This window comes from Citrobacter sp. R-1.5.2 (assembly GCF_035064245.1).
In the GTDB taxonomy this organism is placed as follows: Bacteria; Pseudomonadota; Gammaproteobacteria; order Enterobacterales; family Enterobacteriaceae; genus Citrobacter.
In genome coordinates this window covers 167,421-182,668 of sequence record NZ_JASEYC010000002.1, presented here as the reverse complement: position 1 = coordinate 182,668, position 15,248 = coordinate 167,421, and the positions used below count along the sequence as shown (strand labels likewise).

Here is a 15,248-nt window from a genome sequence, read left to right as displayed (position 1 = left end):
TTAGCGGTCCACATCTGACATAACAAAATCGATACTACCCAGATGGACGATAAGGTCGGACACCAGGCTGCCACGTACTGCTACCGGGATCTGCTGCAAGTGCGCATAACTCGGGGTACGGATACGAGTACGGTAACTCATGGTGCTGCCATCGCTGGTCAGGTAGTAACTGTTGATACCCTTGGTCGCTTCCACCATCTGGAAGGACTCGTTCGCCGGCATAACCGGGCCCCACGAAACCTGCAGGAAGTGGGTGATCAGGGTTTCGATATGTTGCAGCGTGCGCTCTTTCGGTGGCGGCGTGGTCAGCGGGTGATCCGCTTTGAACGGGCCTTCCGGCATATTATTGAGGCACTGCTCAAGGATGCGCAGACTCTGGCGCAGCTCTTCAACTTTCAACATGACACGGGTATAGCAGTCGGACACACCACCACCAACCGGAACTTCAAAGTCAAAGTTCTCATAACCAGAGTACGGACGTGATTTACGCACGTCAAAATCAATACCCGTCGCACGCAGCGCAGCACCGGTACAGCCCCAGTCCAGCGCTTCTTTTTTGCCGTATGCGGCAACGCCCTGAGAACGACCTTTCAGGATGGTGTTACGCAGTGCTGCTTTCTCGTAGGAATCCAGACGCTTCGGCATCCAGTCAAGGAAGTCACGCAGCAGTTTGTCCCAACCGCGCGGCAGATCGTGTGCGACACCACCGATACGGAACCAGGCCGGGTGCATACGGAAACCAGTGATCGCTTCGACAACGTCATAGATTTTCTGACGGTCGGTAAAGGCGAAGAATACCGGGGTCATTGCGCCGACGTCCTGAATGAACGTGGAGATGTACAGCAGGTGGCTGTTGATGCGGAACAGTTCGGAGAGCATGACGCGAATCACGTTCACGCGATCCGGTACGGTAATGCCCGCCAGCTTTTCGACTGCCAGCACGTACGGCATTTCGTTTACGCAGCCGCCGAGGTATTCAATACGGTCAGTGTACGGAATATAGCTGTGCCAGGACTGACGCTCACCCATCTTTTCAGCACCACGGTGGTGGTAGCCGATGTCAGGTACACAGTCGACGATTTCTTCGCCATCAAGCTGCAGGACAATACGGAACGCACCGTGTGAAGACGGGTGGTTAGGACCGAGGTTGAGGAACATGAAGTCCTCATTTTCGGTGCTACGCTTCATGCCCCAATCTTCTGGCTTGAAGGTCAGTGATTCCATTTCCAGATCCTGTTTGGCTTTGGTCAGCTCAAACGGATCGAATTCAGTCGCACGCGCAGGATAGTCTTTACGCAGCGGATGGCCTTCCCAGGTATGCGGCATCAGTAGACGCGTCAGGTGTGGGTGGCCTTCGATATCGATGCCAAACATTTCCCAGGTCTCACGCTCATACCAGTTGGCGTTCGGGAACAGTTTGGTGAAGGTCGGTACGCGCAGGTCGTTTTCAGACAATGCCACCTTGAGCATGATATCGCGATTGCGTTCAATGGAGATCAGGTGGTAGAAAACGGAAAAATCCGCGGCAGGTAATCCTTCGCGGTGCGTACGCAGACGTTCATCCATGCCGTGTAAGTCAAACAGCATGACGTAAGGTTTCGGCAGTCTCTTTAAGAAATCGCCAACTTCGAGTAACTGTTCACGCTTGACCCAGACAACGGGTACCCCGGTGCGAGTCGCCTGAACGGTAAAGGCATCCGGCCCAAAACGGTTGCGCAGTTCGCCAATGACCGGGTCATCGAGGTGATCCCGTGTTTGCCATGCAGCGTCTTGCGCGGTTAAGTCGGTCATATTGTTCACCATTGCAAATGGTTCGTGGTAGTCGGCAGTGCTTCGCGCTGTTTATCCACTTCATCCTTCAAGCTGTCTCGGTGTTGGCTGCCTTCCCTCACCCCAGTCACTTACTGATGTAAGCTCCAGGGGATTCGCTCAGTTGCCGCCTTGATACACCTTGAATGATTTTGTGTATGTCTAATAGTTCACGAAGCGCAATGTTGCTGCCGACAGGCGCAAATTAAATCTCGTCTGGTGTACGAAGATTCGTTACAGCAATACGTTCGCCGCGTTTACGCTCGCGTTCTGACTGCATATTGGCGCGATAAACGCCCTGATCGCCAACCACCCAGGAGAGCGGACGGCGTTCTTTGCCAATGGAGTCTTGCAGCAGCATCAGTGCCTGCATGTACGCTTCTGGACGCGGCGGGCATCCCGGGATGTACACATCTACCGGAATAAATTTATCAACGCCCTGCACTACCGAGTAGATATCGTACATACCGCCGGAGTTGGCGCATGCGCCCATGGAAATAACCCATTTAGGTTCCAGCATCTGATCGTAGAGGCGCTGAATAACCGGGGCCATTTTGGTAAAGCAGGTTCCGGCTACGACCATCAGGTCAGCCTGACGCGGTGATGCACGCAGAACTTCCGCACCAAAACGGGCCACGTCATGCACGGCGGTAAACGAGGTCACCATCTCTACGTAGCAGCAGGAAAGGCCAAAGTTATATGGCCAAATTGAGTTTTTACGGCCCCAGTTAACCATGTCATGCAGCTTGCCCATGAACACGTTTTTGTTAACTTCTTGCTCCAGGGGGTCGGTTACGATCTCCTGTTTTTGCAGGGGGTAACGGTCGTTCTCACCGTTAGGATCTATGCGGGTGAGCGTATAATCCATCTTAATGCCTCGCGGTTAGCGTTGACGATTAGCGATACTGTTCGTTTCCGGGTTCATACGCTCGCGGCGTGAACGCGCGGGCGTCCAGTCCAGCGCGCCAATACGCACCAGATAAACCAGACCTGCCAGTAACACAAAAATAAAAATTGCAGCTTCCACAAAGCCAATCCAACCGCTTTCACGGATAGAAGTTGACCATGCGAACAGATACAGCGCTTCAACGTCGAAGATAACGAAGAACATGGCTACCAGATAAAACTTGGCAGACAGGCGCAAGCGGGCGGTGCCGACCGAGTCGATACCTGATTCAAACGGCACGTTTTTAGATCTCGCGCGTGCGCGACCACCTAAAAACCAACCGCCGACGAGCATCAGGCAGCACAGGCCAATGGCGACAATAAGAAAGATAGCGAATGCCCAGTGATGAGCGATGACTTCAGTGGATGTTGACATACTCATTGCTTACTCATCAAAAGTAGCGCCAAATTCTCTGCTCTTTTCGGCAGATGAACGCCACATCGATTCATGGGGAGGAATAAAAAAAACCTTACAATCACTGTAGAAAATCATTTATACAGCCAATTGATGGGGTTTTTTACTCCTTTCTATAACCTTTTGTCAACTTTAACAAAAGTTTCCTCACATTATTTTACACTGTTCCAACTTCATTAACATAAAGTGCTCTTTAGACTAATTTCGATCGCATCATCAGTCATTTTTAATGTTGTTGAATCGTGTCCGTTGTGAAGTAAAAAAGATAATACACGTCTATTTTGACAGGAATTCGCACAGATGCCTCCCCCTAAATGGGAGTATTTTCTTGATCTGTGACACGCTTTTGTTAATTCACCATAAAAAACAGCAACAATTTCTCTAGTTTTTTAACATGGGAATGAACAGCGCCTCGAATGATTATTTTTTGCACTATTTGCAGGTGATTTTTTTACCTACTGATTTTGTTAAGTTTTGGTATACAAAATGGCATCTCCGACCATTATTTGCATAAAAAAAGAGCCGCTGGATGTTTTTTCATCACCAGCGACTCTTTTTTGCACTTACATTTTATAACGATTATTTATGGTACATCACTCGAAGTCGCCCTCAACAATCAGCGAGTCGTCTCCCCCTTCAGGGGTAAACTGGTTGTATTGCCACGGATTTTGATAGGTCTGCATCGACTTAAAGATCACCTGAGCCAGCTCATTTTGTGAGGCAGGGTCGCAGCACAGCAAGTACTCCGTTTCCGGCAACGGTGGCAATCCGTCCGCCGCGCCCAGTACGCGTAAATCAGGGCTCATCATTTCTACAGGACGAGCAGTCACGCCCAACCCCGCCTTCACCGCCGCACGCACAGCCGCTAATGTTGAAGCAACATAGGCCAGACGCCACGGGATCTGCGCAGCATTCAGTGTTGCCAGTACCATATCGCGGAACGGGCTCGGATCGTCCAGCAGCACCAACGGTACCGGTTCACCTTTTTGTAAAATATATTCGGCCGCACAATACCAGTGCGTCGGTGAGGTACGCAGATTCAAACACTCGAAATCGCCTGGCCGATTAGTCGTCACCACCAGATCAACTTCTTGTGACTTCAGCATATCCACCATGTAGGCGTTGCGTTTCACTCTGACATCCAGCGCAAGCTTCGGATAAACCGAACTTATCCGGTTCAGCAGAAAAGGAAGGATGGTATCCGCTGACTCATCAGAAGCGCCAATAGTTAACACTCCCTGAAGATTGTTAAACATTAATGATGAGCATGCCTCATCATTAAAACGCAATATTTTTCTGGCGTAACCCAACAGCTGAATCCCATGCTCGGTCAGTAGTTTGTTACGTCCATGGCGCGCGAACAACTCTTTCCCCACAAGTTGTTCGAGGCGTTGCATTTGCTGACTCACCGCAGACTGAGTGCGACATACCGCAGCTGCCGCAGCCGCGAAGGTATTCAGATCGGCAACAGCAACGAAGGTTCTCAGCAGATCGAGGTCGAGGTTAATTATCGGACGATTTGCATTTATCATAATTTTTCACTTACTCGCGGGTCATACCGGGTTAATGCTGTGCATTCAGAAACAAACAACTCCATTTGTAATGGACCTCCCTCGCCGTTTCACCAAGTGTAACCGGGTGAAAATAAGGATGTATTTGCTTTAACAAACGAAACAATTCCTCTTCAGCGCTATTTAATACCCGTGGTACTCATCGGAATATAGCAACGAGAAAGAGTCACTTTTTAGCTATTGGATGATTCTGACTAATGGAGAACATGTAAACTTTGTAAATTTAAAAAATAGTTAACGAACACTAATTTACACATTAAAAACTAACTTTTCAGTATGTTAGAAACTCTCAACTAACATTGGAATTATCGCAAAACACAAGTTGCGCGCCATTTCATGGGACTTATCTTAACCTAAAACCACTATATTTATAAGTGTTATCGCGAATTAATCGAAGCAAAAAGGTGTTAACTCAGACTGCCGGTTTTCGTATTATTAACGCGTTCAATAAATACTGTTTAAATATTAAATAATAATTAATTAAGAATGCCACCATTCATTAATTATACTTAACAATAGATTCACACCGCGCCGTTGTCAGATCAGGTCGATAACAGTTTGTCAGGCTAAGACCTCAGTATTTTCGAATTGCGCAAACAACAGATACTGCCAACCACGCACCGCTTTGCACATCTCACTATTTTTCGCCAAACAAATCACCATACCCAAGCTGCCACAACGATACATATAACCATAAAATACAAGATATCAAGATTATAATTCCATATTAATTTCATTATTTAGTTGTTAACAGTTAATTATAACCTCGCAACTTTCGAAATCTTCTACTAAAGACCCTTCAAAACTCACCGTCGGGGGAGTACATTGTTCTGTGCTGACTTCCACGGCAGGGAGTGGCATTCACAGCTAAAAAGGTCAAGATTCATGTCCCCCATTGAAAAATCCAGCAAATTAGAAAATGTCTGTTATGACATTCGTGGCCCGGTTCTGAAGGAAGCAAAGCGCCTGGAAGAAGAAGGCAATAAAGTTCTGAAACTCAACATCGGCAACCCTGCGCCATTCGGGTTTGAAGCACCAGATGAAATTCTGGTCGATGTGATCCGCAATTTACCTACCGCACAAGGGTATTGCGATTCAAAAGGTCTTTATTCAGCCCGCAAAGCGATCATGCAGCATTACCAGGCCCGCGGGATGCGCGATGTTACCGTGGAGGATATTTATATCGGTAACGGCGTTTCTGAATTAATCGTTCAGGCGATGCAGGCGTTGCTGAACAGTGGGGACGAAATGCTGGTTCCTGCGCCTGATTACCCGCTGTGGACAGCGGCAGTATCGCTCTCTGGCGGTAATGCCGTGCACTACCTGTGTGATGAATCATCAGACTGGTTCCCGGACCTTGATGATATTCGGGCAAAAATCACCCCGCGCACGCGAGGGATCGTCATCATCAACCCAAACAACCCTACCGGCGCTGTCTACTCCAAAGAGCTGCTGATGGAGATTGTTGAGATTGCTCGCCAGAACAACCTCATTATCTTTGCTGACGAGATTTATGACAAAATTCTCTATGATGATGCCGAGCATCACTCAATTGCGGCAATGGCCCCGGATCTGCTGACTATTACCTTCAACGGCCTGTCAAAAACTTACCGTGTCGCGGGGTTCCGTCAGGGCTGGATGGTACTGAACGGACCGAAGAAACATGCCAAAGGGTATATTGAAGGTCTTGAAATGCTGGCCTCCATGCGTTTATGCGCCAACGTTCCAGCGCAACACGCCATTCAAACCGCGCTGGGTGGATACCAGAGCATCAGCGAATTTATCATGCCAGGCGGACGTTTGTATGAACAGCGCAACCGGGCCTGGGAATTACTTAATGATATTCCGGGCGTTTCCTGTGTGAAACCGCGCGGTGCTCTGTATATGTTCCCGAAAATTGATGCCAAACGCTTCAATATTCACGATGACCAGAAAATGGTACTCGATTTCCTGCTGCAGGAAAAAGTCCTGCTGGTCCAGGGCACTGCATTCAACTGGCCGTGGCCGGATCACTTCCGTATCGTCACGCTACCGCGTATTGATGATATTGAAATGTCGCTGAGCAAGTTTGAGCGTTTCCTGTCCGGTTATCACCAGCTGTAATCATGCAAAGTGCTACCGGGTTTGCATCCGGTAGCACTCTCTGCGCAAAATACCGTTACTGAAGTCACAGAGTAAGGGTCGTTATGAAGCAGAGCCACTTTTTTGCCCACTTATCCCGTCTGAAGCTCATCAACCGCTGGCCGCTGATGCGTAACGTACGCACCGAAAACGTCTCCGAACATAGCCTGCAGGTCGCCATGGTCGCCCATGCACTGGCCGCGATTAAGAACCGGAAATTTGGTGGTCAGGTTAACGCAGAGCGCATCGCGCTACTGGCGATGTACCACGACGCTTCCGAAGTACTGACCGGCGACCTCCCTACCCCGGTAAAATACTTCAACTCACAAATTGCTCAGGAATATAAAGCCATTGAGAAAATTGCCCAGCAGAAGCTGGTCGATATGGTTCCGGATGAATTACGCGATATCTTTGCGCCATTAATTGATGAGCACGCCAGCAGCGATGAAGAGAGATCGATTGTGAAGCAGGCCGATGCCCTGTGCGCCTATCTGAAATGTCTGGAAGAGCTTTCGGCCGGTAACAACGAGTTTCTGCTGGCGAAAACACGGCTGGAAAAAACGCTGGAGTCACGGCGTAGTGAAGAGATGGACTATTTTTTAGCGGTCTTTGTCCCAAGCTTCCATCTGTCGCTGGATGAAATCAGTCAGGATTCACCGCTGTAAGTTTGTGGCGACGCTACCTTTGTAGGCCGGATAAGATCCGGCATCGTGCGCCATCATGCCTGATGGCGCTACGCTTATCAGGCCTACAAGACTGGAGACGCTAAACGATCCCGTAGGCCGGATAAGGCGTAGCCGCCATCCGGCGCATAATAAAAATCAAAACGGGAACAGCATCGGGATCATCACCACACACACCGCCATCACGATCACCGTAAATGGCACCCCAATTTTCACGAAGTCGCTAAAGCTATAGTTACCCGGCCCCAATACCAGCGTGTTGACGGGTGATGAGACTGGCGTCATAAAGGCCGCGGATGCCGCCATTGCAATCACCATCGCAAAAGGATACGGCGAAACCCCCATCGACTTCGCCGCCGCCAGCGCAATCGGCGCCATCAGCACTGCTGTTGCGGTATTCGAGATAAATAAGCCAATGGTCGCGCACAGGACAAACAGACAACCCAACATCATGTACGGGCCATATCCCCCACCGACGTCCATGAGTCCTTTTACCACCAGATCGACACCGCCGGTTTTTTGTAAAGCCAGCGCGAAAGGCATCATCCCGACGATCAAGATAATGCTTGGCCAGTGGATCGCCTTATAGGCGCTCTCTGCATCAATACACCGGAATTTCCCCATCAGCAGGCAGGCGATAATTGCGGCCACCGTATTGGGGATTTCATCCGTCAGCATTAACGCAACCATCAGAACCAGGCAAAAAATCGCGTGGGGTGCCTGACTGTGTGCCGGAGACGCTTCACTGACTTCAACCGGCATGTTCAACACCACAAAATCGCGGCCTTTTTTCCCAAGCGCGGTGATGAGTTTCCAGTTACCCACCACCAGAATGATATCGCCCATCAGCAACGGTTCATCCACCACCGCGCCGTCCATCGCCGTACCATCACGCTTCACCCCGACGACGTTCAGGCCGTAACGTGTACGAAACGCGATTTCCCGTACCGTTTTACCGATCAGTTCTGATTCAGGGATCAACGAAATCTCAGCCATCCCCACATCGAGCGCCTGTTCGGAAAAATACTCGCCGCGCAACACCATCGGCTCCAGCAATTGTTCACTGCAGAATTCGCGCAGATCGACATCGGCCGCGGACATATCAATGAGCAAAACGTCGCGGGCACGGAACTCAGAAACCCCATTAACGTCCACAATCACGCGCCGAAAGCGACGCCAGCGTTCAACACCAATAACGTTTGCCCCATAGCGCTCACGCAGCTTCAGGTCGTCAAGACGCTGGCCAATCATCGGCGAGCCTGGACGAATCGCCAGGCGGCGGGCGCGCCCCGTCAGACGATACTCTTTGATAAGATCGCGAAAGGTCCGGCGTTTCCAGCCATCCCCCTGCTGCCCGGAGTCCTCACCCTTGAGCATAAAACGCATCAACAGCATGTAAATAATGCCGAGCACCAGAACAACCAGCCCCAACGGAGTCACGCTGAAAAAACTGAAACCGTTTAGTCCTTCGCGCAGTAACTCACTGTTGACGACCAGGTTCGGTGGCGTCGCCACCAGCGTCATCATGCCGCTGATAAGCCCCGCGAAGCTAAGCGGCATCATCAGGCGTGAGGGAGAGGTTTGCATGCGCATAGATACGCTTAAAACAACAGGAATAAAAATCGCGACTACACCGGTGGAACTCATAAAAGCGCCGAGCCCGGCGACGGTGATCATCAGCAAAACCAGCATCTTGACTTCACTACTACCGGCAACCTTCACCAGCCAGGCCCCCATCACCGTTGCCACTCCGGTACGCACCAGGCCGTCCCCAATGATAAATAAGGCCGCTATCAAAATAACGTTAGGATCGCTGAAACCAGAAAATGCCTCTGAGATGCTCAGTGTTCCACTCAGAACAAAGGCAATGATGACCAACAGAGCAACTGCATCCATACGCACTCTGCCAGTGGCAAACAAAACGACGGCAATCGCCAACAATGAGAGAACCCATATCAATTCACCGTTCACAACATATCCTTGTTAAATGAGAGGGATGGATTGAGTTTGCCATAAAAAAGCCCCAACAGTCTGGGGCTAAATCACGATCAGGTATTTCTTATAACAACCACATTTCCGTTGGGTTGCTTGGTCACGGAAATCTGTTCCAGACTGGTCAACGAAAAGTCGACCTCATCCAGACGCGGCGTGTCCGACGGCGCGTTGACCGCGATCACATGACATCCGGCAGCCAGGCCAGAGAGTACCCCAGCGGGCGCATCTTCAACCACCGCACACTCCTGCGGTGCAAGGCCTAGCAGTTGAGCGCCTAACAGATATGCATCTGGCTCTGGTTTGCCTCTCTTTACCCGCTCAGCAGTGACAAACACTTCAGGCGCAGGAAGGCCAGCAACACGATGGCGTGCCCGCGCAACGGGCATCGACCCCGAGGTCACAATCGCCCAAGGGATACCCGCTTTATTCAGGTGATTGAGTAAATCAATCGCCCCGGGTAGCGCGGTGATTCCATCCGTTTCAGTCGCTTCGATATGCTCCAGACGCGTGAATTCCGCCGCAATCTCCGCGTCAGACTTGCCAGGCATAAAGTGCCGCAAGGAGGTAATTGCCTGCTTGCCGTGAATAAAACCGAGTACCTCGTCATGATCGAGACCAAAACGATCGGCCCAGTTACACCACGCACGTTCTACGGCTGGTAAGGAATCGACCAGCGTCCCATCCAGATCAAACAGAAAGCCTTTGCACTGCACGCTCGCCCCCTCAGGCATTAATGATTTGGTTAATTTCATTCGCGCTCAGGTGATACTGACGCGGGCAGGAGTGCCAGACATTCAGCATGCGCTGATATTTTTCCCACATTGGGGTCTGAGCGTTGAAGCCATGTGTACCGGCATCAAAGTGGGTATAACGGCCTTCCACGTTCACCATAAAACGAACATACCCGAGGAAACGGGCTTCCGTTGCGGCATCAAAGCCAAGGAACGTCACGCGGCGTTCATCAATAGCCTGTGCATCTTTAAGGTTAGTCCAGGACACGTGTAATGCGTGATACATCTCCATAATATCGATAATCGTACGACAGGTTTCTTCCGTCAGCTCACCAAACTCACGATCCAGCTCGCGCATCTGCAAGCCGTAACCGCGTTCAATAATCGTCTGCAAACGACGATAACGCTCGGCGTTGGTCGGATCGAGCATGGTCATCATTTTGTACTGGTTCGACAAAATAAGACGTTGAGCGTTGGTCATTTCCATTTGGGACTCCTGTATCACTACTACTGCGATGAAAAAAAAGAAGGCAACTTGTGCCTTCTTTTATATGCGTAATCAGGGGTCAATTACAAATCATCGAGGAAAGTTTTATCCAGTTGTTTGAAGGCGCGCTTAAGCGTGTCAGCCAGCGCCTGGTAATCCGGCTTCCCTTCAACCGGCGATAACGCCTGTCCGGCTTCTTGTAATTTTCCCCGAACTTCGTAGAACCAGTTGAGAATCGAAGGCGGCAGTGGCGTAACGGAACGTTTACCCAACCACCACATGCCCTGCATTGGCAGGCTCAGCGCAAACAGCGCCGTTGCCACAGCCGGTCCCAACTGACCACCTAACGCAATTTGCCAGCATAACGTGAAGACGGCGATAGGTGGCATAAAGCGAATCGCATAGCGCGTCATGCGGATCACACGATTCTCAACAAACACGGGCGCCAGGCGCTTTTCCATTGGCCACGTCTTTGCGTAGTGCTGTCCCCGGCGAAACAAGCTAAAAAAATTGACGGAGCGATTATCCGGTGTCGACATGGCGATTACCTCAACTTCACATATAAAAATTAAAAAATTTGTGCAAAACAACAACTGCAAAGGACATCGTTCAAAACATTTTGTCTTTGATACCCACATTCAGGTATCCTGTGCCGGCCTGTAAGGCCTTTAGTCCAAAATCATTGAGTCGTCAAATTGGCATACAGTATGCCATTGGCTGAAAAATACGCAAAATGGCATAGACTCAAAGGTATTTATTCCATCGTGCCCAAAAAGACCCTGGCGCATGATGTTAATCATAAACGTCGGTGTCATCATGCGCTACGCTCTATGACTCCCTGACGTTTTTTTAGCCACGTATCATAAATAGGTACTTCCATGTCGAGTAAGTTAGTACTGGTTCTGAACTGCGGTAGCTCCTCACTGAAATTTGCCATCATCGATGCAGTAAACGGTGAAGAATACCTCTCTGGTTTAGCCGAATGTTTCCATCTCCCAGAAGCACGTATCAAGTGGAAAATGGACGGCGGTAAACAAGAAGCGGCTTTAGGTGCAGGCGCCGCTCACAGTGAAGCGCTGAACTTTATCGTTAACACTATTCTGGCACAAAAACCAGAATTGTCCGCGCAATTGACTGCAATTGGTCACCGTATCGTACACGGCGGCGAGAAGTATACCAGCTCCGTGGTTATTGACGATTCCGTTATCCAGGGCATCAAAGATTCCGCCTCTTTCGCACCGCTGCACAACCCGGCTCACCTGATCGGTATCGCAGAAGCGCTGAAATCCTTCCCAAGCCTGAAAGACAAAAACGTGGCTGTGTTCGACACCGCGTTCCATCAGACTATGCCGGAAGAATCTTACCTCTACGCTCTGCCGTACAGCCTGTACAAAGAGCATGGCGTTCGTCGTTACGGCGCGCACGGTACCAGCCACTTCTTCGTGACTCAGGAAGCGGCAAAAATGCTGAACAAACCGGTTGATGAACTGAACATCATCACTTGCCACCTGGGCAACGGCGGTTCTGTTTCTGCAATCCGTAATGGTAAATGTGTTGATACCTCCATGGGTCTGACCCCGTTGGAAGGTCTGGTGATGGGTACGCGTTCCGGTGACATCGACCCGGCGATTATCTTCCACCTGCACGACACTCTGGGCATGAGCGTTGACCAGATCAACAAAATGCTGACCAAAGAGTCTGGCCTGCTGGGTCTGACCGAAGTCACCAGCGACTGCCGTTATGTTGAAGACAACTACACCACCAAAGAAGACGCTAAACGTGCAATGGACGTTTACTGCCACCGTCTGGCGAAATACATCGGTTCCTACACCGCGCTGATGGATGGTCGTCTGGATGCGGTTGTCTTCACCGGTGGCATTGGTGAAAACGCAGCGATGGTTCGTGAACTGTCTCTGGGCAAACTGGGCGTTCTGGGCTTCGAAGTTGACCACGAACGTAACCTGGCCGCACGTTTCGGCAAATCTGGTTTCATCAACAAAGAAGGTACCCGTCCTGCGGTGGTTATCCCAACCAACGAAGAACTGGTTATCGCGCAAGACGCGAGCCGTCTGACTGCCTGATTTCACACCGCCAGCTACACCCTAAATAATTCGAGTTGCAGGAAGGCGGCGACGTAGCGAATCCCAGGAGCGTACACCAGTACGTGACTGGGGTGAGCGAAGAAAGCCAACGCACATGCAACTTGAAGTATGACGGGAGCTGGTGGTGCCGTTTTGTCTCCCGCCTGAAATTGGCGGTAACGAAAGAGGATAAACCGTGTCCCGTATTATTATGCTGATCCCTACCGGAACCAGCGTCGGCCTGACCAGCGTCAGCCTTGGCGTGATCCGTGCTATGGAACGCAAAGGCGTTCGTCTGAGCGTCTTTAAGCCAATCGCTCAACCTCGTGCCGGTGGCGATGCACCAGACCAGACTACCAGCATCGTGCGTGCTAACTCCTCTCTGCCAGCCGCTGAGCCGCTGAAGATGAGCCACGTGGAATCTCTGCTGTCCAGCAATCAGAAAGATGTGCTGATGGAAGAGATTATCGCGAACTACCACGCGAACACCAAAGATGCTGAAGTTGTACTGGTTGAAGGCCTGGTCCCAACCCGTAAACATCAGTTCGCCCAGTCTCTGAACTACGAAATCGCGAAAACACTGAACGCGGAAATCGTCTTCGTGATGTCTCAGGGCACCGATACTCCGGAACAGCTGAACGAGCGTATTGAACTGACTCGCAGCAGCTTCGGCGGCGCGAAAAATACCAACATCACCGGCGTTATCGTTAACAAACTGAACGCACCGGTTGATGAGCAGGGCCGTACCCGCCCGGATCTGTCCGAGATTTTCGACGACTCTTCCAAAGCGAAAGTGATCAAAGTTGATCCGGCTAAACTGCAAGAATCCAGCCCGCTGCCAGTACTGGGCGCGGTGCCGTGGAGCTTCGATCTGATCGCAACGCGTGCAATCGATATGGCGCGTCACCTGAACGCTACCATCGTTAACGAAGGCGATATCAATACCCGTCGCGTGAAATCCGTAACGTTCTGCGCACGCAGCATTCCGCACATGCTGGAACACTTCCGTGCAGGTTCCCTGTTGGTAACGTCCGCCGATCGTCCTGACGTGCTGGTTGCAGCATGCCTGGCGGCAATGAACGGCGTAGAAATCGGCGCCCTGCTGCTGACTGGCGGCTACGAAATGGACGCGCGCATCAACAAACTGTGCGAACGTGCATTCGAAACTGGCCTGCCGGTATTCATGGTCAACACCAACACCTGGCAGACCTCTCTGAGCCTGCAGAGCTTCAACCTGGAAGTGCCGGTTGACGATCACGAGCGCATCGAGAAAGTTCAGGAATACGTTGCAAACTACATCAACGCTGACTGGATTGAATCTCTGACCGCGACCTCTGAGCGCAGCCGTCGTCTGTCTCCGCCAGCGTTCCGTTATCAGCTGACCGAACTGGCGCGTAAAGCCGGTAAACGTGTTGTTCTGCCAGAAGGTGACGAACCGCGTACTGTTAAAGCAGCGGCTATCTGTGCTGAACGTGGGATCGCAACCTGCGTACTGCTGGGTAACCCGGATGAGATCACCCGTGTTGCCGCGTCTCAGGGCGTTGAGCTGGGTGCTGGCGTAGAAATCGTTGACCCGGATGTGGTTCGCGAAAGCTACGTTGCTCGCCTGGTCGAACTGCGTAAAAACAAAGGCATGACCGAAACCGTTGCTCGCGAACAACTGGAAGACAACGTGGTTCTCGGTACTCTGATGCTGGAACAAGACGATGTTGACGGTCTGGTTTCTGGTGCCGTGCATACGACAGCAAACACCATTCGCCCACCGCTGCAGCTTATTAAAACTGCGCCGGGTAGCTCTCTGGTGTCTTCTGTGTTCTTCATGCTGCTGCCGGATCAGGTTTATGTTTACGGCGACTGCGCGATCAACCCAGATCCGACCGCAGAACAGCTGGCAGAAATCGCGATTCAGTCTGCTGATTCCGCGATTGCCTTCGGCATCGAACCACGCGTTGCAATGCTCTCCTACTCCACCGGTACATCTGGTGCAGGTAGCGATGTAGAGAAAGTACGTGAAGCAACACGTCTGGCGCAGGAAAAACGTCCTGACCTGATGATCGACGGTCCTCTGCAGTACGATGCGGCTGTTATGGCTGATGTAGCAAAATCCAAAGCGCCGAACTCTCCGGTTGCAGGTCGCGCTACCGTGTTCATCTTCCCGGATCTGAACACCGGTAACACCACCTACAAAGCGGTACAACGTTCTGCTGACCTGATCTCCATCGGGCCGATGCTGCAGGGTATGCGTAAGCCGGTGAACGACCTGTCTCGTGGCGCGCTGGTAGACGATATCGTCTACACCATCGCTCTGACCGCGATCCAGTCTTCCCAGCAGCAGTAATCTGCTGTGTACGCCGGATGGTGACCTAAACGCATCCGTTGCGACCTACATAGCGTGATTCTTGAAACCGGA

The 15,248-nt window shown here is 51.1% G+C and carries 12 protein-coding genes; 4 read left to right on the top strand and 8 right to left on the bottom strand.

What is annotated here, in order from left to right; genetic code table 11:
* The 4 genes from nuoC to lrhA form a co-directional block, all read right to left on the bottom strand.
* The gene (gene nuoC / locus QMN38_RS04925) at window positions 1-1,803 is read right to left on the bottom strand and encodes an NADH-quinone oxidoreductase subunit C/D (protein WP_137384160.1); all 1,803 of its coding nucleotides are present in this window, start codon (window positions 1,801-1,803) and stop codon (window positions 1-3) included.
* A 211-nt stretch (window positions 1,804-2,014) separates the two neighbouring features.
* Window positions 2,015-2,677 carry an NADH-quinone oxidoreductase subunit NuoB gene (nuoB, locus tag QMN38_RS04920; protein ID WP_003028075.1) on the bottom strand — a complete coding sequence of 221 codons (663 nt, stop codon included), beginning with the start codon at window positions 2,675-2,677 and terminating at the stop codon, window positions 2,015-2,017.
* A gap of 15 nt (window positions 2,678-2,692) precedes the next feature.
* Complete coding sequence (gene nuoA, locus QMN38_RS04915) at window positions 2,693-3,136, bottom strand: NADH-quinone oxidoreductase subunit NuoA (protein WP_040230134.1); 444 nt, start codon at window positions 3,134-3,136, stop codon at window positions 2,693-2,695.
* Window positions 3,137-3,762: 626 nt separating this feature from the next.
* Complete coding sequence (lrhA, locus tag QMN38_RS04910) at window positions 3,763-4,701, bottom strand: transcriptional regulator LrhA (RefSeq protein WP_271440146.1); 939 nt, start codon at window positions 4,699-4,701, stop codon at window positions 3,763-3,765.
* A gap of 924 nt (window positions 4,702-5,625) precedes the next feature.
* Here lrhA and alaA point away from each other — a divergent pair.
* Entirely contained in the window at window positions 5,626-6,843 is a 1,218-nt protein-coding gene (alaA, locus tag QMN38_RS04905; protein WP_005129483.1) for an alanine transaminase AlaA, read from the top strand.
* Window positions 6,844-6,926: 83 nt separating this feature from the next.
* The gene (yfbR, locus tag QMN38_RS04900) at window positions 6,927-7,526 is read left to right on the top strand and encodes a 5'-deoxynucleotidase (protein ID WP_137384161.1); all 600 of its coding nucleotides are present in this window, start codon (window positions 6,927-6,929) and stop codon (window positions 7,524-7,526) included.
* 156 nt (window positions 7,527-7,682) lie between these two features.
* Here the strand turns inward: yfbR and QMN38_RS04895 are convergent, their stop codons facing one another.
* The 4 genes from QMN38_RS04895 to yfbV form a co-directional block, all read right to left on the bottom strand.
* Window positions 7,683-9,515: an SLC13 family permease gene (locus tag QMN38_RS04895; RefSeq protein WP_137384162.1), complete on the bottom strand. Its 1,833-nt coding sequence runs from the start codon at window positions 9,513-9,515 to the stop codon at window positions 7,683-7,685.
* A gap of 77 nt (window positions 9,516-9,592) precedes the next feature.
* Window positions 9,593-10,270, bottom strand: a complete 678-nt coding sequence (locus QMN38_RS04890) for a sugar phosphatase (protein ID WP_271440258.1) — start codon at window positions 10,268-10,270, stop codon at window positions 9,593-9,595.
* Entirely contained in the window at window positions 10,263-10,757 is a 495-nt protein-coding gene (locus QMN38_RS04885) for a YfbU family protein (protein ID WP_003028086.1), read from the bottom strand. The genes QMN38_RS04890 and QMN38_RS04885 overlap by 8 nt, the downstream gene beginning before the upstream one ends.
* A gap of 83 nt (window positions 10,758-10,840) precedes the next feature.
* Window positions 10,841-11,296, bottom strand: a complete 456-nt coding sequence (gene yfbV / locus QMN38_RS04880) for a terminus macrodomain insulation protein YfbV (RefSeq protein WP_003028087.1) — start codon at window positions 11,294-11,296, stop codon at window positions 10,841-10,843.
* A 339-nt stretch (window positions 11,297-11,635) separates the two neighbouring features.
* On the opposite strand from yfbV, the gene ackA reads away from it, so the two are divergent.
* Both ackA and pta read left to right on the top strand, forming a co-directional pair.
* Complete coding sequence (ackA, locus tag QMN38_RS04875; RefSeq protein WP_006683648.1) at window positions 11,636-12,838, top strand: acetate kinase; 1,203 nt, start codon at window positions 11,636-11,638, stop codon at window positions 12,836-12,838.
* A gap of 196 nt (window positions 12,839-13,034) precedes the next feature.
* On the top strand, window positions 13,035-15,176 hold the full coding sequence (gene pta / locus QMN38_RS04870; protein ID WP_137384163.1) for a phosphate acetyltransferase: 2,142 nt from the start codon (window positions 13,035-13,037) through the stop codon (window positions 15,174-15,176).
* The last annotated feature ends 72 nt before the right edge of the window (window positions 15,177-15,248 follow it).

Excerpts from the sequence above, each read along its gene's own strand:
- nuoC (WP_137384160.1), bottom strand. The coding sequence starts at position 1,803 with ATGGTGAACAATATGACCGACTTAACCGCGCAAGACGCTGCATGGCAA.
- nuoB (WP_003028075.1), bottom strand. The coding sequence starts at position 2,677 with ATGGATTATACGCTCACCCGCATAGATCCTAACGGTGAGAACGACCGT.
- nuoA (WP_040230134.1), bottom strand. The coding sequence starts at position 3,136 with ATGAGTATGTCAACATCCACTGAAGTCATCGCTCATCACTGGGCATTC.
- lrhA (WP_271440146.1), bottom strand. The coding sequence starts at position 4,701 with ATGATAAATGCAAATCGTCCGATAATTAACCTCGACCTCGATCTGCTG.
- alaA (WP_005129483.1), top strand. The coding sequence starts at position 5,626 with ATGTCCCCCATTGAAAAATCCAGCAAATTAGAAAATGTCTGTTATGAC.
- yfbR (WP_137384161.1), top strand. The coding sequence starts at position 6,927 with ATGAAGCAGAGCCACTTTTTTGCCCACTTATCCCGTCTGAAGCTCATC.
- QMN38_RS04890 (WP_271440258.1), bottom strand. The coding sequence starts at position 10,270 with ATGCCTGAGGGGGCGAGCGTGCAGTGCAAAGGCTTTCTGTTTGATCTG.
- QMN38_RS04885 (WP_003028086.1), bottom strand. The coding sequence starts at position 10,757 with ATGGAAATGACCAACGCTCAACGTCTTATTTTGTCGAACCAGTACAAA.
- yfbV (WP_003028087.1), bottom strand. The coding sequence starts at position 11,296 with ATGTCGACACCGGATAATCGCTCCGTCAATTTTTTTAGCTTGTTTCGC.
- ackA (WP_006683648.1), top strand. The coding sequence starts at position 11,636 with ATGTCGAGTAAGTTAGTACTGGTTCTGAACTGCGGTAGCTCCTCACTG.